The 21,272-nt window shown below is 45.5% G+C and carries 19 protein-coding genes; 9 read left to right on the forward strand and 10 right to left on the reverse strand.

The window, feature by feature from the left end; all coding sequences use genetic code 11:
- Nucleotides 1-74: 74 nt before the first annotated feature.
- Nucleotides 75-1,358: a peptide antibiotic transporter SbmA gene (sbmA, locus tag E0D71_RS15580; RefSeq protein ID WP_133004229.1), complete on the forward strand. Its 1,284-nt coding sequence runs from the start codon at nucleotides 75-77 to the stop codon at nucleotides 1,356-1,358.
- 144 nt (nucleotides 1,359-1,502) lie between these two features.
- Here the strand turns inward: sbmA and E0D71_RS15585 are convergent, their stop codons facing one another.
- From E0D71_RS15585 to E0D71_RS15595, 3 genes are all read right to left on the reverse strand, one after another.
- Nucleotides 1,503-1,715 carry a hypothetical protein gene (locus tag E0D71_RS15585; protein WP_133004230.1) on the reverse strand — a complete coding sequence of 71 codons (213 nt, stop codon included), beginning with the start codon at nucleotides 1,713-1,715 and terminating at the stop codon, nucleotides 1,503-1,505.
- Nucleotides 1,716-1,955: 240 nt separating this feature from the next.
- Entirely contained in the window at nucleotides 1,956-4,871 is a 2,916-nt protein-coding gene (gene glnE, locus E0D71_RS15590) for a bifunctional [glutamate--ammonia ligase]-adenylyl-L-tyrosine phosphorylase/[glutamate--ammonia-ligase] adenylyltransferase (protein WP_133004231.1), read from the reverse strand.
- Nucleotides 4,872-4,938: 67 nt separating this feature from the next.
- Nucleotides 4,939-5,898 (reverse strand): CYTH domain-containing protein, encoded by a 960-nt coding sequence (locus E0D71_RS15595; protein ID WP_133004232.1) that lies wholly within the window; start codon nucleotides 5,896-5,898, stop codon nucleotides 4,939-4,941.
- Between the two features lie 132 nt (nucleotides 5,899-6,030).
- On the opposite strand from E0D71_RS15595, the gene argE reads away from it, so the two are divergent.
- Complete coding sequence (gene argE, locus E0D71_RS15600; RefSeq protein WP_133004233.1) at nucleotides 6,031-7,224, forward strand: acetylornithine deacetylase; 1,194 nt, start codon at nucleotides 6,031-6,033, stop codon at nucleotides 7,222-7,224.
- Entirely contained in the window at nucleotides 7,217-8,527 is a 1,311-nt protein-coding gene (argA, locus tag E0D71_RS15605; RefSeq protein ID WP_133004234.1) for an amino-acid N-acetyltransferase, read from the forward strand. The genes argE and argA overlap by 8 nt, the downstream gene beginning before the upstream one ends.
- A 106-nt stretch (nucleotides 8,528-8,633) precedes the next feature.
- On the opposite strand, the gene E0D71_RS15610 is transcribed toward argA, so the two are convergent.
- The 5 genes from E0D71_RS15610 to rpoE are packed head-to-tail and all read right to left on the reverse strand — an operon-like array spanning nucleotide 8,634 to nucleotide 12,776.
- Complete coding sequence (locus tag E0D71_RS15610; RefSeq protein ID WP_133004235.1) at nucleotides 8,634-10,061, reverse strand: DegQ family serine endoprotease; 1,428 nt, start codon at nucleotides 10,059-10,061, stop codon at nucleotides 8,634-8,636.
- Nucleotides 10,062-10,118: 57 nt separating this feature from the next.
- Nucleotides 10,119-10,586: a SoxR reducing system RseC family protein gene (locus E0D71_RS15615; protein ID WP_133004236.1), complete on the reverse strand. Its 468-nt coding sequence runs from the start codon at nucleotides 10,584-10,586 to the stop codon at nucleotides 10,119-10,121.
- Nucleotides 10,583-11,551: a MucB/RseB C-terminal domain-containing protein gene (locus E0D71_RS15620; RefSeq protein WP_133004237.1), complete on the reverse strand. Its 969-nt coding sequence runs from the start codon at nucleotides 11,549-11,551 to the stop codon at nucleotides 10,583-10,585. Before E0D71_RS15620 ends, E0D71_RS15615 begins: the two co-directional genes overlap by 4 nt.
- A 5-nt stretch (nucleotides 11,552-11,556) precedes the next feature.
- On the reverse strand, nucleotides 11,557-12,186 hold the full coding sequence (locus E0D71_RS15625; RefSeq protein ID WP_133004238.1) for a sigma-E factor negative regulatory protein: 630 nt from the start codon (nucleotides 12,184-12,186) through the stop codon (nucleotides 11,557-11,559).
- A complete protein-coding gene (rpoE, locus tag E0D71_RS15630; protein ID WP_133004239.1) occupies nucleotides 12,183-12,776 on the reverse strand; it encodes an RNA polymerase sigma factor RpoE in 594 nt (197 codons plus the stop codon). Before rpoE ends, E0D71_RS15625 begins: the two co-directional genes overlap by 4 nt.
- Before the next feature lie 214 nt (nucleotides 12,777-12,990).
- On the opposite strand from rpoE, the gene nadB reads away from it, so the two are divergent.
- Nucleotides 12,991-14,586: an L-aspartate oxidase gene (nadB, locus tag E0D71_RS15635; RefSeq protein ID WP_133004240.1), complete on the forward strand. Its 1,596-nt coding sequence runs from the start codon at nucleotides 12,991-12,993 to the stop codon at nucleotides 14,584-14,586.
- Here nadB and E0D71_RS15640 read toward each other — a convergent pair whose 3' ends face one another.
- Together E0D71_RS15640 and E0D71_RS15645 are read right to left on the reverse strand one after the other, a co-directional pair.
- Nucleotides 14,587-14,850, reverse strand: a complete 264-nt coding sequence (locus E0D71_RS15640) for a hypothetical protein (protein ID WP_133004241.1) — start codon at nucleotides 14,848-14,850, stop codon at nucleotides 14,587-14,589.
- Between the two features lie 151 nt (nucleotides 14,851-15,001).
- Nucleotides 15,002-15,277, reverse strand: a complete 276-nt coding sequence (locus E0D71_RS15645) for a succinate dehydrogenase assembly factor 2 (protein WP_133004242.1) — start codon at nucleotides 15,275-15,277, stop codon at nucleotides 15,002-15,004.
- Between the two features lie 315 nt (nucleotides 15,278-15,592).
- On the opposite strand from E0D71_RS15645, the gene E0D71_RS15650 reads away from it, so the two are divergent.
- From E0D71_RS15650 to E0D71_RS15670, 5 genes are all read left to right on the forward strand, one after another.
- Nucleotides 15,593-16,912 carry a sugar ABC transporter substrate-binding protein gene (locus E0D71_RS15650; RefSeq protein WP_133004243.1) on the forward strand — a complete coding sequence of 440 codons (1,320 nt, stop codon included), beginning with the start codon at nucleotides 15,593-15,595 and terminating at the stop codon, nucleotides 16,910-16,912.
- A gap of 98 nt (nucleotides 16,913-17,010) precedes the next feature.
- On the forward strand, nucleotides 17,011-17,871 hold the full coding sequence (locus E0D71_RS15655) for a sugar ABC transporter permease (RefSeq protein ID WP_133004244.1): 861 nt from the start codon (nucleotides 17,011-17,013) through the stop codon (nucleotides 17,869-17,871).
- A gap of 9 nt (nucleotides 17,872-17,880) precedes the next feature.
- Nucleotides 17,881-18,711 carry a carbohydrate ABC transporter permease gene (locus E0D71_RS15660; RefSeq protein ID WP_133004245.1) on the forward strand — a complete coding sequence of 277 codons (831 nt, stop codon included), beginning with the start codon at nucleotides 17,881-17,883 and terminating at the stop codon, nucleotides 18,709-18,711.
- Between the two features lie 18 nt (nucleotides 18,712-18,729).
- On the forward strand, nucleotides 18,730-19,833 hold the full coding sequence (ugpC, locus tag E0D71_RS15665) for a sn-glycerol-3-phosphate ABC transporter ATP-binding protein UgpC (protein ID WP_133004246.1): 1,104 nt from the start codon (nucleotides 18,730-18,732) through the stop codon (nucleotides 19,831-19,833).
- Nucleotides 19,826-21,256 carry a mannitol dehydrogenase family protein gene (locus E0D71_RS15670; protein ID WP_133004247.1) on the forward strand — a complete coding sequence of 477 codons (1,431 nt, stop codon included), beginning with the start codon at nucleotides 19,826-19,828 and terminating at the stop codon, nucleotides 21,254-21,256. Before ugpC ends, E0D71_RS15670 begins: the two co-directional genes overlap by 8 nt.
- The last annotated feature ends 16 nt before the right edge of the window (nucleotides 21,257-21,272 follow it).

The following is a 21,272-nucleotide window of genomic DNA, read 5'->3' on the forward strand; positions in this document are numbered from 1 at the left end:
CAACTTTTTAGTAGATCAATCACTTACCCTATTCAAACTAGGTTAATCCCATTTAGTCAAAGAGAGAACAAAACGTGTTTTTATCCTTCTTCCCAAAACCTAAGTTATTCTTTTTGAGCTTTGCCTTATGGGCGCTTGTTTGTGTTTTAGGCTGGTATCTTGCGATACAAGATTTAGGCAGCACACTCAGCTTGGCCTCTTTGTTTGGCCTGCATTTTCCTGAAGCCTTAACTCCAGATGCCGATGCCGCAGCCAAAGCGGCCTTTGCCAGTGCTCAAGAATTTGCAGTCGATGTCTGGCTATACCAATATATGTTGGTTTGTTATGCCATTTTCATTGGCACTTGGGTGGCTTATGGCGGGCAGAAATGGGCTAAATGGTCTGTTATCGGCTCTGGTTTAATCGTCTTTATCACTTGGTTCCAAGTACAAGTCAGTGTGATGATTAACGAATGGTATGGCAGCTTTTATGACCTTATCCAAAAAGCACTCAGTGCACCAAACAGCATTACTTTAACGCAATTTTATTCACAATTATCAACCTTCGCGATCATCGCCCTAGTGGCCATTACTGTGTCTGTATTGAATAACTTTTTTGTCAGTCATTATGTGTTCCGCTGGCGCACAGCGATGAACGATTACTACACCTCAAAATGGCAGCAGGTTCGCCAAATTGAAGGGGCGTCACAGCGTATTCAAGAAGACACCATGCGCTTTGCCAATATCGTGGAAAGCCTTGGGGTTCGTTTTCTAGATTCCATTATGACCTTGCTGGCCTTCTTGCCCGTTCTATGGGGATTGTCTTCATACGTCACCACCTTGCCCTTTATTGGCGAGGTGCCTCAAGCACTCGTGTTTGTGGCCATTTTATGGGCGATCATAGGCACAACGCTATTGGCGGTCGCAGGGATTCGCTTACCAGGGCTAGAGTTTAAAAACCAACGTGTTGAAGCGGCTTATCGAAAAGAGTTGGTGTATGGGGAAGACTTTGAAGATCGTGCTGAGCCAGCGAAATTAGTAGAGCTGTTCGCAAATGTTCGCAAAAACTATTTCCGACTGTACTTTAACTACCTGTATTTCAACGTGGTGCGTTATGGCTACCTACAAGCTGGGGTTTTAGTGCCTTTGATTGCATTAGGGCCTTCTATTGTGGCGGGGGCATTCACGCTTGGTATCATGCAGCGAATTTCAAACGCGTTTGGTCAGGTCGAAAGTTCTTTCCAATTTTTGGTTAATTCTTGGACCACCATAGTAGAACTCTTGTCTATTCATAAACGTCTAAAAGCGTTTGAAGCCGCCATTAATGACCAGCCTCTGCCTGCGGTCGATCAAGAGTTTCTGGCCAAACAAGACGACTAAACGCGCTGCGTATCTTTGTTGCTCAGTCAGTCTTTGTCCTTAGATAGCCAGTACCGCAAAAGCAAAAATGCCTTCAATAGAAACCATTGAAGGCATTTTTTATGGTTCTGAAAGCGGCATAGCAAAAGGGAAGTCGAATTGAGTTTAGACTCGAATATTCACACTCTGACCCAAATTATCAGTTGTTGCATGATTACCACTACTAGCAGCAGGGGTAGGATTCACCGAGCTGGCACTTTCTAATAAATCTAACGCTTGTTGCCCTCTGTGGGCAATAACGTCTTTATTCAAATTTGCGCTGTATGCTTCTTTTGCGTAAGACATTGAAGCGGCGCCGACGCCACTAATCTCAGACATAACTTCCCCTCCCTATCTAACCTTTTAGGCTTTTACACCAACAAGGTTACTGTTCAAAAATAAAGCTATTTATGAACTATAGCGAGAATCTGATCAATTTACGATCAAAAAATAAGGAAATTAGATCAATAAACACTCACAAACAAGCAAAAATGATCAATTAACCACCAAAATGATCACTGCAGTACAATGATCAACCAATAGGTTCGCGACCTCTTCGCGGCCTTTTTTCCTAGCGCTTTAGAGATCTGGTGAATTAACAAACTCATCCCAATACCCGCTCACCAACGCTTGGTTCGCCATCAATGCATCCCCTTGAACCACTCGCCCCTGTTTTTGCAGCGTTAATCTGTGACTGTGCGAGCGATAAAGTGTGTAGGTGTCTATCATCTTCTCGGCTTTTTCAGAGGAGATCAGACCCACCTTAGAAGCCGCTTCTATCTGGCGCACATTGTCAGAATACGCCATTAACTCTGGGTAACGATGAGACCAAGCCAGCACCAGGTATTGCACCATGAACTCAATATCTATGATGCCACCAGCACCTTGCTTCAAATCAAAGCCCTTTTCTTTACCGCCCGTGTCCAAGTGTGCGCGCATTTTTTCACGCATTTTAACCACTTCTGCTTTTAGCTCTTCTCGATTACGTTGAGAGCCAATGATGCTCCGGCGGCAATCTTCAAATTTCGCTTTTAACGCCGCATTACCGGCCAGCGCTCGAGCCCGGGTCAATGCTTGATGCTCCCACGTCCACGCTTCTTTTTGCTGATAATCCTGAAACGCTTCTAAACGCGTAACAAGCAGCCCAGAATTTCCTGAAGGTCGTAACCGCATATCCACTTCATAGAGGCGCCCAGCTGCGGTAAAGCTGGTAATAATGTGAATTAAACGCTGCCCTAAACGAGTATAGAAGGTGAGATTGTCTATGCTTCGGTTGCCATTGGTGTAGCCGTTGGCTTGCGCATCATGAATAAACACCAAGTCGAGATCTGAATCGTAACCCAGCTCCCAACCACCTGATTTTCCATAGCCAATAATGGCCAGTTGCGGTCTAGTGGCTTCTTCACCATCACTCACAGGAAAACCATGCTTGGTGGTTAAATATCGCCAAGACTGCTGTAACACTTGTTCTAACAGCACTTCCGCTAACCAAGTTAAGTGATCACTCACTTTCATAATTGGCAGTATGTTGGTGATATCGCAGGCGGCAATGCGCAAAATGATCGACAATCTGAAGCGGCGCATGGCGTCCATTTGAGCTTCTTCATCGTCCTCAGGTAGACGTAATAAAATTTGCTGTAGCTCGTCTTCGAGCATTTGTTTAGTCGGTGGGCAAAATAACGTGGTGGCATCCAACAACTCATCCAACAAAGAAGGTGTCGCAGAAATTGCCTCACTAAACCAAGCACTTTCTCGGCATAAACGGATAAGGTGCGTAATCGCGGTGGGGTTTTCACATAACAACACAAGGTAGGCGGTCCGGCGAAGCACGGCTTCTAAAATAGGCAACACCCTATCCATGACCAAATCAGGCGTACTTTCATGCTCCAATTGGGAGACAAACATCGCCAAGAAGATGGCCAGACGTTCCTGCCCTATAGGTTGCATAAAGACAATGTTTTTCGACGATAGAAACACGGATATACGCTGTACAGTGGCGTCTTTATCCTGCCAAACAATGCCATCTAAGGCATCACTAATGGCGTCTTTATCATCAGCATGCTTTAGCAATAGCCGCCATGTGTCTTGGATTTTAATCTCTTCGCTGGTCTCTTCGCCGTCGTCTATTAGCTCTAGAAACAAGCGATGCACATTACGTCTCACGTCCCACAGCGCACTGTCTAAGCTTTCCCATGAAGCATAGCCTACCATAAGCGCAATGCGTGTTCGCTCAGTTTCATCATTTGGTAGTAACTGAGTTTGTTCATCTTTTACCGCCTGCAAAGCGTGCTCTGTGCGTCTTAATAACTGATAGGCATTCGCGAGTTGCTCCACGTCAGTGGCAGACAAATAATCCTGCTCTGCAAGGTAAGGCAACACTTTTAATAAGGCCGGACGTTGCAATCCACTGTCGCGCCCACCATGAAGGATTTGCAGCGCTTGAGCAATAAACTCAACTTCTCGAATTCCGCCTTCGCCCAACTTAATATTGTGCTCTATGTCTTTACGGCGCACTTCTTTTGCGATCATTTTTTTCAGGTCTCGCAATGCCCCAATCGCGCCGAAATCTAAATACTTGCGATAAACGAACGGCTTTCTGAGCATTTCAAACTCTGCAACATCGGTACTATTCCCCGCCATCACACGAGCTTTTATCATCGCATAACGCTCCCAGTCTCGACCTTGATCCTGGTAGTAATTTTCCAATGAATCCATATTTAAGACGAGCGCACCAGACTGACCAAATGGTCGCAAGCGCATATCAACACGGAACACAAAGCCGTCTGCGGTAATCTGATCTAAATGCTGGATGAGCTTTTGACCAAGCTTAGTAAAGTACTCCTGATGTGACAGGCTCTTCTTGCCTCCAGACGTCTCACCGTGCTCGCGAAAAGCAAAAATCAAATCGATGTCTGACGATAAATTCAGCTCATTACCACCGAGCTTTCCCATCCCAATCACAATTAAGGATTGAAGCTCACCCGAAGCGTCTAATGCCTGCCCATAAAGCGCCCTATAATGCTGAGTGGACCACTGTATGCTGGCATTCACACAGGCATCTGCTAACGCGCTCAACCTCAGCGTCAAATCGGTTAAGCTGATTTTTTGCTGAATATCCAAGGCAATCAGCCGCACCATCCACCACTGACGATAAAGACGTAAACGCGCCATCATTGCACTTTCATCAAGCTCACTGATCGTAAGACCATTGGTTGCTACCACAGATTGACCTGAGATCAAATCTTCCATTGAAGGCAAAGTGGGCAAGGCCTCTAAAACAAGCAAATCATCTAACCAGGCTGGAAAGCGGACACATTGCTGATGAAGGTAATCACTGAGCAACCAAAGCGGCTCTAATACCGCCACTTGTTGCTCCGTTAACAGGGTTAATCCACGTTGCTGGCGGGCTTCTTGAATGGCTTCAACAAGCAAGCAACGATTATCAAGTTGCGCACAAAAAGCATCATAAACTGGGTTTAAAGCAGGTGGGGTCAAGACATTATCCTTCTGTGTATTATTCTTATTCGTTGTGTCTGATGGGCGAATGGCAAAGGTTTAATGGTTAGTGCGCATCACCATAAGAAGCTTGATTTAACCACTGGCCGATTTCCAGCATGATGATGCCAGTGTCTTTACGCGCGGCTAAAGCGGAAAGAAGATCCTTGTCTTCAGCTTGTAGAGTTTGCTGATAAATTTCATCAAGACGATCAAGACTTTGTGCGAATGTGGTCGGCAAACAACGGGCTAATTGTGCCATTGAGTGACGAATCGGTTGTATCAGAATCTCGTCCTTCATAAAAAACATCGCTTCCCAATAGACCAGCCATACTTCATACCAATAAGCAGACAACGCCAATGTCGATGCCGCCGCATTGGGCTTCTCAGGAAACTCAATAGCCCCTTGTTTTAGACGCACGCCTTTTTGCGCTTTAGACACAGTGCTGACTTGCAGAGGAAACTGCTTAGCCAGTTTGAGGGCAAAACAATACAGCCCTGTTTCATCGCCTGCTTTGAGTTCCAGCTCTAATTCACTGATCGCATCTTCACCATAAGGTGAGGTGACTTTACCGGCGTCGCACACCACTTCCATCTGGGTGCCATTTTCTTCTATGAGCCAGACTTGGCGCTCAAAATCCGTACGAAACACTTCCAGCAGCTGACGACTCCAAGCCATGTCCGTCAATGACTCAGGCAGAGGCACTTCGCTCAACAAAGACAGATCTAGCTGATCATTCGGAATCATCCATTCCCACTCACCACGAGCATGCATGCCTACGCGGTTGCTGCCTCGGGTTTTCACTGTTTGAATAAACTTCTGGTTCACCGCACGAATACGCAGTGCTATTCCAGCCTGCATTAACGTCGCGTCTTCTGTATCAAAATACCCATTCATCAAAGACAGCGTTGCTTGACGAGTTGCTGTCTCAGATTTCGAAAGCAGACAAAATTCATCCAAAAATTCACTGGCAGACTTGAGATACTCGGACTGAACCATTAACTTAAGTTCTAGCTCGGTAGCCATAAATATACGAACCTCTTTTACTTCTGGTGTCGACCTAACGCCAGAGACCACATAATCTTGATTATAATTGTATCAGATGCCTAGCCGACAATAGTAATATTAGATCATCACTACTCTGCCTGAGGAGCCACCATGGCTGCATTACCGTCGCTTATCAGTATGATGTCGCAGCTTATTGCATCGCCATCTATCAGTTCTAGTCAATCAAACTGGGATCAGTCAAATAAAGGCGTCATTGAATTGCTAGAGAGCTGGCTTTCTTCTCAAGGCTTTCAATGTGAAATCATGCCCATTCCCGGTCGTCCCAATAACGTTAATTTGATTGCTACACTGGGCTCCGGTGATGGCGGCTTGGTACTGTCTGGTCATACAGACACAGTCCCTTATGACCCCGGCCGTTGGCACTCTGATCCCTTCAAACTGGAAGAACGAGACAACAAATTATATGGCCTTGGTAGCTGCGACATGAAAGGCTTTTTTGCCATTGTGATTGATACGGTTCAGCAAATGGCACTAACAAACCTCAAACAGCCTTTGATCGTCCTTGCCACAGCCGATGAAGAAACCTCTATGGCGGGTGCTCGGGCTTTGGTCTCAAACCATAAAATCAAGGCCCGCTACGCCTTAATAGGTGAGCCGACCTCGCTCACACCCATACACGCCCACAAGGGCATTTTGATGGAGCGTATTCGAGTAACGGGGCAATCTGGTCACTCTTCCAATCCAGCGCTTGGCAACAACGCAATGGAGGCCATGCACGCGGTCATGTCGGAGCTGATGCGGTTCCGTAATCGCTTAAAAGAGCGCTACCGTGACGCGTCTTTTGTGGTGGATTACCCAACCATGAACTTTGGCTGTATTCATGGCGGCGACAGCGCCAATCGCATCTGTGGAAGCTGTGATATTGATTTTGACTTACGTGCTCTTCCTGGCATGAGTAATCAATCTCTGATCGAGGAAATTGCCAAGATATTGCCTAATGTCGAACAACAAACTGGCACTCAAATAGAAATAAACAGTTTATTTCCGGACATTCCTTCTTTCTTCACGCCCACCGAATCGGACATAATTAAGACTTGTGAGAAACTCACGAACAATGCGGCCAGCAGTGTCTCTTTTGCAACCGAAGGCCCTTTTTTCAACCAATTAGGCATAGAAACGTTAATATTAGGTCCTGGGTCTATCGATCAAGCCCACCAGCCGAATGAATTTATGGCCTTAGAACAAATTAAACCTATGCAACAGGTACTGCGCGGGTTAATCGAACGCTATTGTGTACAAAGTACCCCATTTAACCAACCAAAAGACGAGGAACAGCGTGTCTGACGAGCTAAATTATGTGGACTGGTTTCGCCACTCCTCCCCCTATATTAATGCCCATAGGGGAAAAACCTTTGTTATCTTAATTCCAGGCGAAGCCCTAGAAAGCACGCATTTTTCTGGCATTATCCATGACTTAACCTTGCTAGACTCTCTCGGCATCCGACTTGTTTTGGTTCAAGGTGCGCGCCCTCAAATAGATAAAATACTTTCTAAACGAGAGCACACTAGTGCTTTTGAAGATGGTTATCGCATTACGCCTCAAGATCAACTTATGGACATTATCCAAGCTTCCGCCGCCGTGCGAGTGCAGCTTGAAGCTCAGCTGTCTATGGGTCTGTCCAATACTCCGATGGCAGGCGCCAGCCTAAAAGTTTGCAGTGGCAACTATGTGATTGCTCGTCCTCTGGGCGTGGTCAATGGCATCGATTATGGCCATTCTGGGGAGGTTCGTCGTATCGATTCTGATGCTATTTTCAGATTACTCGAAGACGACAACATGGTCCTACTTCCCCATTTGGGCTTTTCTCCTACTGGAGAGGTATTTAATCTAAAAGGGGAAGATGTTGCCATCCAAGCCGCCATCCAACTCAAAGCCGACAAGCTGATTATCTTCACCGAAGAAGAAGGTATTTTTGACCAGCACGGTAAATTGTATTCCGAATTACTGACCCACGATGCCGACGTTATTTTGAAAAATAACACCTTAAACAGCATCACTCATGCCGCACTAGAAGCCTGCGTAGCGGCAGTTCGTCAGCATGTACCTCGTGCTCATATCATTTCATTTAATGAAAATGGCGGCCTACTCCAAGAGCTGTTTACCCGTGAGGGAGCTGGCACCATGATAGACGAAGACAGCTACGAGCAATTACGCCCAGCGCATATTAATGATGTCGGTGGCATGATGGCCCTGCTCGCGCCACTGGAAGAAAAAGGTGTCTTGGTGCGCCGCTCAAGGGAATTGCTCGAAAACGAAATTGATCGTTTTATTGTCATTGAACGCGATGGTGCCATTGTGGCTTGTGCGGCTATTTATCCTTTTGAACAGGAAAACGCTGGGGAACTGGCTTGCTTAGCAGTCTCACCTGACTACCGTGGCTCTAATCGCGGCGAACGCTTACTCAAAGGCATAGAACAAGCCGCTAAGAGGCTGAATTTAAGCACTGTCTTTTTGCTGACCACTCGCACCGCCCATTGGTTTATCGAGCGTGGTTTTAGTGAAACCTCACTCGCTTCTTTGCCAGCCAAAAAACAAGCGCTCTATAACTATCAGCGCAATTCAAAAATCTTCTCAAAGCAACTCTAACCAAGAAGTAGTAAATAAAGGCGCACCACTTAGCGCCTTTATGAAACAAAAAAAATGCCGCAAACTTAGTTTGCGGCATTTTTTTAGAAGGTAACTCTATTCGTGTTTATTTGGTGATTTTGAACGGAATAAACATAGGGTAACCATCACGGATCACTCGCATTGGTACGGAACGATCATTAGGGATTTTCTTCGCGATTTCTGAGAAATCCTCAGCCCCCTTGATCGCCTGTCCATTAAGCATGGTAATCACATCGCCTTGCGCTAAACCATTGCGAGACGCGGTGCCACCAATAACTTGCTTAACGATCACACCTCCTTCGATATCCAAGCGTTTGGCAAGCTCAGCAGGCACATCCGCAACCACCATGCCTAAGCGGTTTTCATCTTGTTTCTTCTGCTCTAGCGTTTTTTGATTGTCTGGACGGGACTCTAAAGACAAGGCAATGGTCTTATCTTTACCATCCCGGAAGATCTCCACATCCACCTTGTCGCCGGATTTCATTTGACCAACAATATAAGGAAGCTCACCTGAGTGGTTTATCTTATTGCCGTCAAAAGCAAGAATGATATCGCCTGATTTCAAACCTGCTTTCTTAGCAGGCGAGTCAGGCATGACTCGACTAATAAGCGCGCCATGAGGACGTTTAAGACCAAAAGACTCAGCCAAATCGCTGTTTACATCTTGAATTAACACACCCAACCAAGCGCGAGACACTTTACCGTTCGCTTTAAGTTGATCTACAACAGACATAGCTACTTTTGAAGGGATCGCAAAAGACACCCCCATAAAACCGCCGGAACGAGTGTAAATTTGTGAGTTAATACCTACCACTTCACCGTCTAGATCAAACAAGGGGCCGCCAGAGTTACCTGGATTAATTGCCACATCAGTTTGAATAAAAGGCACGTAGTTATCAGAAGGCAAATTACGACCGGTAGCGCTTACCACACCCGCGGTGACTGTGTAATCAAACCCAAACGGCGAACCAATCGCCAATACCCATTGACCCGCTTTTAGCTTGTCCGAATCCCCCATTTTGACCGTTGGCAGATCCTTGGCGTCGATTTTCAGTAACGCTAAGTCCGTACGGCTATCAGTGCCAATGACCTTTGCCGTGTATTCGCGGCGATCATTAAGACGCACATGAATAACATCCGCGCCTTCGATAACATGGTTGTTGGTTAGGATATAACCATCTGGGGAAATAATAAAACCTGAACCTAAAGAGCTTCTTTCTCTCTCTTTTGGTGCTTGAGACTCTCCACCATTACCGCCATTAAATGGCTGCTGACCGAAGAAGTGACGAAAGAATTCATTCAATTCTTGGCTGTTTGGCCCCAATTGCGGGTTGTTGCCTTCTGCCGCCGTTTTAGTCATAACCATTTGCTCGGTGCTGATATTCACAACAGCGGGGGAAGCTTTTTCCACTAACTTTGTAAAATCAGGCAGTTCAGCAGCATGGGCGAACATAGAAAACATCATAAAAACACTGACGGCTCCTATATTAATTTGCTTAAGCAATCTGTTCATTGATTAGTCTCCTTAAGACGTATCAAGTTTTACTGTGCTAGGTGAAGATTGTTAGGTTCAAGGAGTAAAGACTAAAGGAATTTCACTACCCTGAGTGGTTTCAATGCGTAAAATTTTGGGATAAAAATCGGGGTTATTCTCTTCTTTCTGTGATTTTTTCTTAGCAAGCCAAAGCCCTGATAGAAAGCCAATCAGTGAGAAAATAACGGAAACACCAGAGCTTGCATGCCAAAGAGAAGGCACGGTTGCACCAGCGACCAAGCCTAATAATGGAATAAAATACATCCATAACGACGCCTGTAATAAGGTGTCTTCCGGGATACCAATCACCACTCGTTGCCCCACGCTGACATCAAAATTGTCAATTGCCTTCATCCGCATACGGTTGCTAGCAGACACTTGCGCTATCGCGTGATGACCGCAACCGTGTCTGGCTCGACACGAGGTGCAGCTACTTGTTCGAATGGTTTCTACTTCCGCAAATCCCGTCTCTGTGGAAAGTACCGTACCAGACTCTTCAATCATAATCTTGCCTTTGGCATAAATACTGACATTAGTTTTTCTATGGTGACTTTAGGAACTTCACCCACCATGGTCACTAAATACAATTGTTTACCTACTTTTAACGTTTTTTCTCCCGCGACGGTCGCCCCTATCAGTAAATAGGACGTTGGCTTTACCTTCATCACAGGTTCAACGAAAACAGAGATGGTCGCCATGCCATCAGACAACAGCAACATGCTGGTCCCATGATTTAACGAGCGGGCTTCTGGCCACACTAAAGAAAACCCTTCCGGTAACCAATCAAATTTCCATAAGCTTTTGATTTGCCTAGGCTTGGGCTCTACCATCTGTTTTGAATAAGATGACTTATTGGGGATGAAGTCTTCCGCTTTCAAGTTTGGATCAAAGGTCACCGACGTAAATTGTATTCTGTCGAGCAGTCCACCGTTTTGATCGAGCATATCGTGCTTGAGCAAAAATCGATTGTGCTTATCAAGCCACACTTCATGCGCATAACGGTACTGATCTTTAGGAACCAAACGAAGGTGGTATGCATCACGCCCAGCAATACGGCCTATTTTATCGCTAACCACCAGATCATAACCTAATGTTAAACGCTCACTATCCAATCCGATAAAACGTTTGAACGGCGTACTCGACATTACTTGTTTGTCTGCAATCGATTCATTGGGATAAACACAAATCACCGTATCATCAATACGAATAACTTGTATTTTATTGCCATCAAGATCAACAAGACTTTCGTATTCTTTACCTTTTTTCTGCTGATGCTGCACTCGCATGCTATTCATTCTGGTGTTTTCGGAATGAATGAAAATCCCGTCGTAATCCAATTTAGAAAAAGACTGAGACATTTCCTCTAGCAACTGAGCGGCAGTAGGTGTCGTGGGCACAGAATATCCAAAAGGGCTTAGCAATACACTTAGCACCACTAAGCCTGCACGTAATAATCCAGACAAGGTCATGTCTTTCACTCTTTTATTGGGTAACTAGCGATGCGTGCCATTGGAATCATCCCTCGTCCAACGGTCATAGTGGCTTGCTCTGCATGCTGACGTAAATAATTTTGCAGACGTAAACTGTCTACATCCATCGGTTGTTTTTTCAACTCAGCCAAGGAAGTAACGGGTATCGCCAAAGAGTGTGTGGTGTCTTGCACGGCCACAGCAGGCGCCGTTTTTGATGCTGGGTTTAACATCAAATTACCACCCACAATGATGACAAAGGCCACACTGGCAGCGACCGCAAATCCACTCCAAAAATAACGCTTCTGGGGCATTATTTCGGACACCACATCAGGCGTTAAGGACGTCAACAAAGGCGCCAAAGAAACCACTTGTGTAGACGGTTTCTGGCGCTCTTCTCGCTCAATCTGCGCACTGACACGAGCCGCCAAATTAAAACTCGCATCAATATTCACATCAACATCAGACTCTTTGCGTAATGTGTGTTGAATAAGATGGAACGCGGTCATTTTTTCATTTAAATCGGTCGAGCTCTGCGCCATTAAATCATGAAGATCTTGTTGATTCGCTTCATCATCAAACATCGCAGACAAGCTTTCTAATACAGCTTGTTGGCTATCATCAGACGTTGTCATAAATCATCTCCTCCATCCATAAATGGACGTATTTGTTTTTCCACGGCTTCTCGTGCGCGGAAAATTCTTGATCGAACCGTCCCAACCGGACAATCCATTATCTGTGCAATATCTTCATAACTTAAACCATCAAACTCTCTCAAGCTCAACGCTCCCCGAAGCTCTTCTGGAAGGTTGCGAATCGCCTCATGTATCGCACTTTCTAAACGGTTTCTATTTAAGATTGCGTCCGGTGTACTTGAATCTAACAGGGCATCATAGGCACTAAATGCTTCGTCGTTATCAAGTTCGACATCGGAACCAGGTGGACGGCGGGAACGACTCACTAGATAGTTTTTTGCCGTATTCACCGCTATACGATAAAGCCAGGTGTAAAATGCGCTCTCTCCTCGAAAGGAGTCAATTGCACGGTAGGCCTTTATAAAACTTTCCTGAGCGACATCAAGCACTTCGTGTTTGTCTTGAACATATCGGCCAATCAGCCCTATCACCTTGTATTGATATTTTAGAACCAAAAGATCAAAAGCCTTGCTATCACCTTGCTGGACTTTTTGAACTAACGCCTGATCTGAAGACGTTTCGTGCTGCATAGGCACCTCTTATTAAACCTCATTAGCGCGCCAGTGCTGCTCATTTAAAGAGAAGACAACAAGACACATAGCGAGTTCCCATATAATCTATAGAGACTTTATATTTGCACAGAGTACATATTGTGGAGAAATAAAATACACCTTCAGAAATTGTTCACTATTTCGTAACAACAATAGTAACATTAATACTTTAGACATGAATCAGATCAATATTATGAGCCGACACTTTAAACACGATATCGTCATCATAGGCGCTGGCGCGGCTGGCCTGACTTTGGCATTAGAACTGGCTAACACTCACAGCGTCGCCATTTTAACCAAAGCCGATATTCGCGAAGGCTCTACACTTTATGCACAAGGTGGTGTAGCAGCTGTTTTATCGGATGAAGACACTATCGAGTCCCACATTAACGACACCATAGACGCAGGTGTTGAGCTGGGCGATACCGATGCCATCCGTTTTACCGTAGAGCACTCTAAAGAGAGCATTAATTGGCTCATTGACCAAGGTGTGCCTTTTACTCGTTACGGCGAAAGTGAAAACTACCACTTAACCAAAGAAGGTGGTCACAGCCATCGGCGCATTATTCATAGTGCCGATGCGACCGGCTTGGCCATCTCCAAGACCTTGATTAAAAATGCAGCCAACCACCCAAACATCTCATTTTTCCCTGATCGAGTCGCCATTGATTTAGTCACCACGCAAAAGTTGGGCTTAGCAGGCGAGAATAAGGTGGTCGGGGTTTATGCACTCAATTTAGACGATGACGTGATTGAAGTATTCCACGGCCAATCCGTCTCCCTAGCCTGTGGCGGCAGTAGCAAAGTCTACTTATACACCAGTAACCCAGACACGGCCTCCGGTGACGGCATTGCCATGGCGTGGCGTGCAGGTTGTCGAGTTGGCAATATGGAGTTCAACCAATTCCATCCGACTTGTCTTTATGACGCCAAAGCCAAAACCTTTCTGATTTCAGAGGCGGTACGAGGTGAAGGCGGTAAACTGCGCCTGCCTGATGGTTCGCGTTTTATGCCTCAATTCGATGAGCGAGCGGAATTGGCGCCTCGAGATATTGTCGCACGTGCGATTGACCATGAAATGAAACGCTTGGGGATAAACCACGTACTGTTAGATATCTCACATAAAGACGAAGGCTTTATCAAAGAGCATTTTCCAACCATTTATAAACGCTGCTTAGAATACGGCCATGACATGACGAAAAGCCCTATTCCTGTGGTACCGGCGGCTCATTACACTTGTGGCGGCGTGGTCGTTGACCAGCATGGCTCGACCGATATTCGCAACCTTTATGCCATTGGTGAAACCGCTTACACCGGCCTGCATGGCGCAAACCGTTTGGCTAGCAATTCATTGTTAGAATGCATTGTATTCGCGCGATCCGCGGCGCAGCACATCATCAACAGCAAAACACAGAACGACGACATCGTCATTCCAGATTGGGATGAAACCAAGGTAACAGACTCAGACGAAGACGTTGTGATCACCCACAACTGGCAAGAGTTACGACGCTTTATGTGGGATTACGTCGGCATTGTCAGAACCGACAAGCGCTTATTGCGTGCGAAGCACAGAGTGGATTTATTACGCTCTGAAATTCAAGAATTTTATACCAACTATAAAGTGTCTAGCGATTTGCTGGAGCTACGGAATCTGGCCGTGGTGGCGGACTTAATTATTCGCTCAGCCATGTCTCGAAAAGAAAGTCGAGGTTTGCATTTCACCTTAGACTATCCCGATAAGTTAGCCAACAGCAAACCGACAATACTCAGCCCAGAGACAACAGACTGATCAATGTTTTGATGTTACCTCGCTGCGCTTCAACATTTTTTGTTGCGCAGCAAAGGAACGCAACACTCGATAATCATGATAGGACAAACTGTCTCGATAAATGACCTGATATGAAGGCCAAATACGACCTAGCCAGCCTCCTTCTCGCATCACTTTAGCAATAATCTGTACACCATTGACTCGCACAAAGTCCATCGCGTAAACCTTGCTTCCTTGCTGCCAAAAAGCCCCATTTTCATCAATAGTAATAAAAGAAGGGCCCACTCTAACTCGTCGCATTAAACGATAAAAAAGTATCATCAAGACACTTAAGAGCAACATAGCCCAAGTAGTGGATGGTAACCAAAATAGACGCAATAGAAGTGCACAACACCCTGCAAAAAGAAGCCAGAGCGTCATGCCAATAACAGAAGGCTTAAGCGCGGTAGTTTTCAGGCTGAACACGAGTCAGGATAATCTCAACAATACGAGCAAAATCTGGGTCTTCAGGCACTTCTCTTTGCATAAACCACTCGAACAACTCTTGATCTTCACAGGCTAACAAGGTGCTAAAGCGCTGCTGATCTTCTTCAGCTAATGTTAGATACACCTCTTCTAAAAATGGCTCAAGGAGCACATCTAATTCCAGCATGCCTCGGCGGCATTGCATTTTAAGGCGCCGAAAGGCAATGGAATCCGCAGTATCACTCATGAAATTACCCTCTATGTAGAATGCGCTCATTATATCGATTTGCTGCGAAACGGAAAACGTCTTCGTAAGATTCTATGACAATAATCACTAAGTCACTGAAATGTCAGAGTTATGCAAAGAATAAACACGCTTAATACGTATTTTTTTGACACTTTATCCTTCATATATAGAAAAAAGAAACAAAATAGTACATGTATTGGCGATTTGCGTACTAGAGAGTCAATTCATATCTGCCTATATTAATGATTACTTGATAAAAAATTATCAAGACTAGGTACGACTATAAAAACAAAAGCCCCAAATAGGGAGAACCTAATGAAAAGCCTTTCTAAAAACACGGTTGCTTGTGCAATATCTTTAGCAACTGCGATCACCACTGCTAACGCTTTCGCTGACACTCAAATCACTGTTGCTACCGTGAATAACGGTCACATGATTGAGATGCAAAAACTTACCCCTGATTTTGAAAAAGCTAACCCTGGTATCAAGGTTAAATGGGTAACACTAGAAGAAAGCGTACTACGTCAAAACGTCACCCAAGATATTGCCAACAAAAGTGGCCTATATGATGTGATGACCATTGGTATGTACGAAGCACCTATTTGGGGTCAACGTGGTTGGTTACAGCCAATTGACGCAAGTGGCGATTACGATGAAAAAGACATCCTTCCTTCTATCCGCAGCGGCCTTTCTTACGATGGCACACTGTATGGTGCACCATTCTACGGCGAAAGCTCGATGATTATGTACCGTAAGGATTTGGTGAAAAACGCTGGCATGGAAATCCATGACCACGACAGCTGGGACCACATCCGCGATGTAGCAAAAGCAGTAAACGACCCAAGCAAAGGCATTTACGGCATTTGTTTACGAGGCAAAGCTGGCTGGGGTGATAACATGGCCTTGGTGACAACCATTGCCAACTCGTTCGGTGGACGCTGGTTTGATGAAAACTGGAAACCTGAAATCAATTCACCAGAGTGGAAAAAAGCGGTTAGCTTTTACGTTGACCTTCTTAGTAAATATGGCCCACCTGGTTCAAGTTCAAACAGCTTCAATGAAAACCTAGCGTTATTCAATGAAGGCAAATGTGGTATGTGGATCGATGCGACCATTGCCGCTTCATTTGTGACCGACCCAAAACAAAGTAAAGTGGCTGACCAAGTGGCTTTCGCCCAAGCGCCACAAGAAGTTACTCAAAAAGGCTCTAACTGGTTATGGGCTTGGGCTTTGGCCGTTCCTGTTGCCACCAAACATGAAGCCGCTGCACAGAAATTCATTCGTTGGGCTACCTCAAAAGACTACGTAAAACTGGTCGCTAAAGACGCGGGGTGGGCTTCTGTTCCAACCGGCACACGAGAAAGTACTTATCAAAACCCAGCCTTCCAAAAAGCCGCTGTTTTTGCGAACGCAGAACTCGCTGCGATCAAGTCAGCAGACCCTAAAGACAGCACACTAAAACCTTCCCCATATGTGGGTGTACAGTTTGCCTCAATTCCTGAGTTCCAAGCCATTGGTACGACGACAGGGCAAATGATTTCCGGTGCACTTGCTGGAGCGATGACCGTTGAGCAAGCATTAGATAATGCTCAAAAAGCGGCAGAGCGTCAGATGCGTCAAGCTGGTTATTACTAGCCTTTGACAATAATAAGGCAGCGGGAAAACCCGCTGCCTTATTGATCTATTGGATCTGTCGCACGACGCCCTATTCATTATAATAAGAGACACATACCATGAAGCGCTCAATCACTCGCTTATTAATGGCGCCATCCGTCATCATGCTTTTAGTGTGGATGATCGTGCCGTTATCGATGACCATCTATTTCTCAACGATTCGTTATAACCTCTTGTACCCAGGTCAAAACAATTTTGTTGGCCTAATGAACTATGAGTTTTTCATTACGGATCCAGGATTTATCACGGCGGTTGCGAATACCCTAATACTATTAATATCCGCTTTGTCTATTACCGTCGTACTTGGCGTCATGTTATCGGCCTTAATCGACAAACCTTTTTTTGGGCGCAGCATTGTTCGCGTGCTACTTATCTCGCCATTTTTCATCATGCCAACGGTCAATGCCTTGATTTGGAAAAACATGATGATGAATCCGGTATACGGTATTTTTGCTTGGATTTCTCAATCTCTCGGTCTTCAACCAATTGATTGGCTGGGCACCTACCCGCTTATGTCCGTGATCATCATGGTCAGTTGGCAGTGGCTACCCTTTGCTATCTTGGTTTTTGTGACCGCATTACAGTCTCAAGATACCGAACAAAAAGAAGCCGCTCAAATGGATGGCGCAACAGGCTGGCATATTTTTCGCTACCTAACCATTCCTCACCTAGCACGTCCGATTGCCGTGGTAGTGATGATAGAAACCATTTTCTTATTGGCTGTATTTGCTGAGATCTTTGTCACGACTGGCGGTGGCCCTGGTTATGCCAGCACCAACTTGGCTTACTTAATCTACAACCAAGCACTTCTTCAATACGATGTAGGCGTGGCTTCTGCGGGTGGTTTATTCGCGGTATTACTTGCCAATATCGTTGCATTCTTCCTAATTCGTGCCGTCGGCAAAAACCTAACGGTGTGAGGTAACAAGATGACTCTTAATCAGCAACGCAAACTTAAAACACTTATAACCGGCTTATTTGCTTGGTTTATCGCACTTTTGCTGTTCTTTCCTATTTTTTGGATGTTTTTGACCTCCTTTAAAACAGAATTACAGGCAATTTCGGTGCCTCCTTCTCTTTTCTTTGAGCCAACGTTAGACAACTTTAAAGTCGTGCAAGAGCGAAGTGATTACTTGCTCCATGCCATGAACTCAGTGGTGACGTCATTTGGTTCAACCATCATAGCTTTGATCATTGCGGTACCTGCTGCGTACTCAATGGCCTTTTTCCCAAGCAAGCGCACTAAAGACATCTTGTTATGGATGTTGTCGACAAAAATGCTGCCTGCGGTTGGCGTATTGGTTCCTATTTATATCCTGTTCCGCAACAACGGTCTGTTAGACAGCCGCTTAGGTTTGATCATTATCTTCACGCTGATGAACCTACCTATCATTATTTGGATGCTGTTTTCGTACTTTAAAGATCTACCAAAAGAGATCCTTGAAGCGGCTCGCATGGATGGCGCCAGCCCATGGGGAGAAGTGGTTAAAGTTGTGCTTCCTTTGTCTGTCGGCGGTATCGCCTCAACAGCACTGCTGTCTATCATCTTATGTTGGAATGAAGCCTTCTGGTCGCTCAACTTAACCGCCTCTAACGCAGCACCACTCACCGCTATGATTGCCTCTTATTCAAGCCCTGAAGGTTTGTTTTGGGCCAAGCTGTCTGCTGCTTCTACTCTGGCATGTGCGCCCATCGTCATATTTGGTTGGTTCTGCCAAAAACAACTTGTCCAAGGCCTTACATTTGGTGCCGTAAAATAATTATTAGGAATTTTAGCCATGAGTTATTTAGTTATTACAGAATTACAAAAACATTACGATAGCTACCATGCCTTGCGTGGCATCAACTTGAACATCACTGAAGGCGAATTTATTGTCTTCGTTGGCCCCTCTGGTTGTGGTAAATCCACATTACTGCGTACCATTGCAGGCTTAGAGTCCAGCTCTGGCGGTACTATTGAGCTGGATGGCAAAGACATTACCGAAGTTGCCTCATCAAAACGTGATTTGGCCATGGTGTTTCAGTCTTATGCTTTGTATCCGCATATGACAGTCGCAGACAACCTTTCGTTTGCCTTGCGTCTAGCAAAAGTGCCAGACGCTGAAATTCAAGAAAAAGTTCGTTCTGTGTCTGCATCACTGCAACTAGACCCTCTATTGGATCGTAAACCTAAAGAGCTGTCGGGGGGGCAACGTCAACGTGTTGCGATTGGTCGCGCCATTGTCCGCCAACCCAAAGTTTTCTTGTTCGATGAACCTTTGTCTAACTTAGACGCCGCTTTACGTGTACAAATGCGTCTAGAACTCGCTCGTTTGCATAAAAAACTTGGCACAACAATGGTTTATGTAACCCATGATCAGATTGAAGCCATGACCTTAGCCGATCGAGTGGTCATCCTAAACGCAGGACAAATCGAACAAGTGGGCACGCCTTTAGAGTTGTACCGTCAACCAAACAGTCGCTTTGTGGCTGAGTTTATCGGCACACCAAAAATGAACCTAATTCCTGTTGATACGTTTGCGGTTAAAGGCGATCAATTAACGCTAAACCTACTCGATAGCAGCGTACTTTTCCCTGCGAATCGACTAAGCGGCCCTCTGCCTAAAGCTATGATTATGGGGATTCGCCCTGAACACTTATCTTTGGTTGATGACAATGGCGACTTCACCGGTTGTGTCGAGTTGGTGGAACACCTAGGTTCTGAGGCTTACGCTCACATTCAATTAACCAACAGCCAAACTATTATCTTAAAAGCCTCTGCCCGTAGCACGTTAAAAGATGGCGACTTGGTTCACATCAAGGTGGATTCCAGCGAAGTCATCTTATTTAACGAAAGCGATCGAGTTGTTTCTGTGATCGCTGAGGAGGCTAGCAATGACTAGTTTTCTTGTTGCGACGCGTAATCCTGAGCAGCTCTCTGCTCAGGATTACGCCAGGGAAGACATTCAACCTGGCGTGGTTCATTTAGGTGTCGGCGCTTTTCATCGCGCCCACCAAGCAATGTATTTCGACCGCCTTTTGGCCCTTCCAGAAGGGAAAAAATGGGGTCTGACCGGAGTAAATATCCGCCCTCAGGACAGTGCCACCTTCTCTCGTTTTAGCGAGCAGAAGGGGGAATATATTCTCAAAACAATGGCCCCAGATGGCGCCGCTGAATACGAGCATATTCGCTCCATTATCCACCAAATTGATGGCGCAAAAACCCCCAATGAAGTAGACGCGGCCATTGCTAATTCAGACACACAATTAGTGACTTCCACGGTAACAGAAGGCGGTTACTATCTAGATGAAAATCGCGTGCTCATGCTAACGCATCCCGCGATAAAGGCTGATATTGAAGGTGCAAGAAACACTTTATACGCTTTCTTGTACGCCGGATTAAAAATGCGCAGCGAAACCTCTAAAGCGAAAATCACGTTACTCTGCTGTGACAACCTCCGTCATAATGGCGAGCTATTAGAAACGGGGCTAATGCAATTTTTAATGGCCAAAAACGATCCTTCTCTCGCGGCTTGGGTAAAAGAAAATGTGTCTTTTCCCTGCGCCATGGTGGATCGAATCACCCCGAAACCTAGCCCTATTCACGTCCAAGATGTGCAAGAGCGATTTGGTATTGATGATGAAATGACCGTCATGGGGGAAGATTTTGTCCAATGGGTTATTGAGGACAACTTTGCTGGAGAGAAGCCTGCACTCGACCTTGTCGGGGTTCAATTTGTTGCAAAAGTCGACCCTTATGAAGAAGCTAAAATTCGCATTCTGAACGCGGGTCACACATGTGTTACCTATCAAGCGGCATTAAAAGGGCTAACCTATTTTGATGAAGCCATGCGTGATGACGAGTTAAAACAATACTTCGCAGACTTCATTAAACAAGACGCTATTCCTGCGATCGGAGAATCGATTGTTGATTTGAACGCCTACTTCGAGATCATTGCAGCACGCTTTAGCAACACCAATATTGGTGACACTGTCGATCGCATTTGTACCGACGGCTACGCCAAGTTCCCTATCTTTGTTTACCCTTCTCTGGTGGGTGTCTATCGCCTCGGCAAAACGCCGAGCAAAACCATTCAGGGTATCGCTTGTTGGTTTGTCTTTATCCACAAAGTCGCGTCAGGACAATTGGATATCCAATATCATGAGCCTAATGCGGCGGCGATGACGGCCTTCACAAACGATGATAAAGGCATTCATGCTTTTGCTACAGACCCTTATTTATGGGGCACTGTTGCCAAAGATTACCCGAGTTTCGTCACCGACCTGACTCAAGCAATACAACAAGCACAATTAACCTATCAGTAATCGATAACCCATAGAG

It is taken from the genome of Marinomonas sp. KMM3893 (genome assembly GCF_004352855.1).
Lineage (GTDB): Bacteria > Pseudomonadota > Gammaproteobacteria > Pseudomonadales > Marinomonadaceae > Marinomonas > Marinomonas arenicola.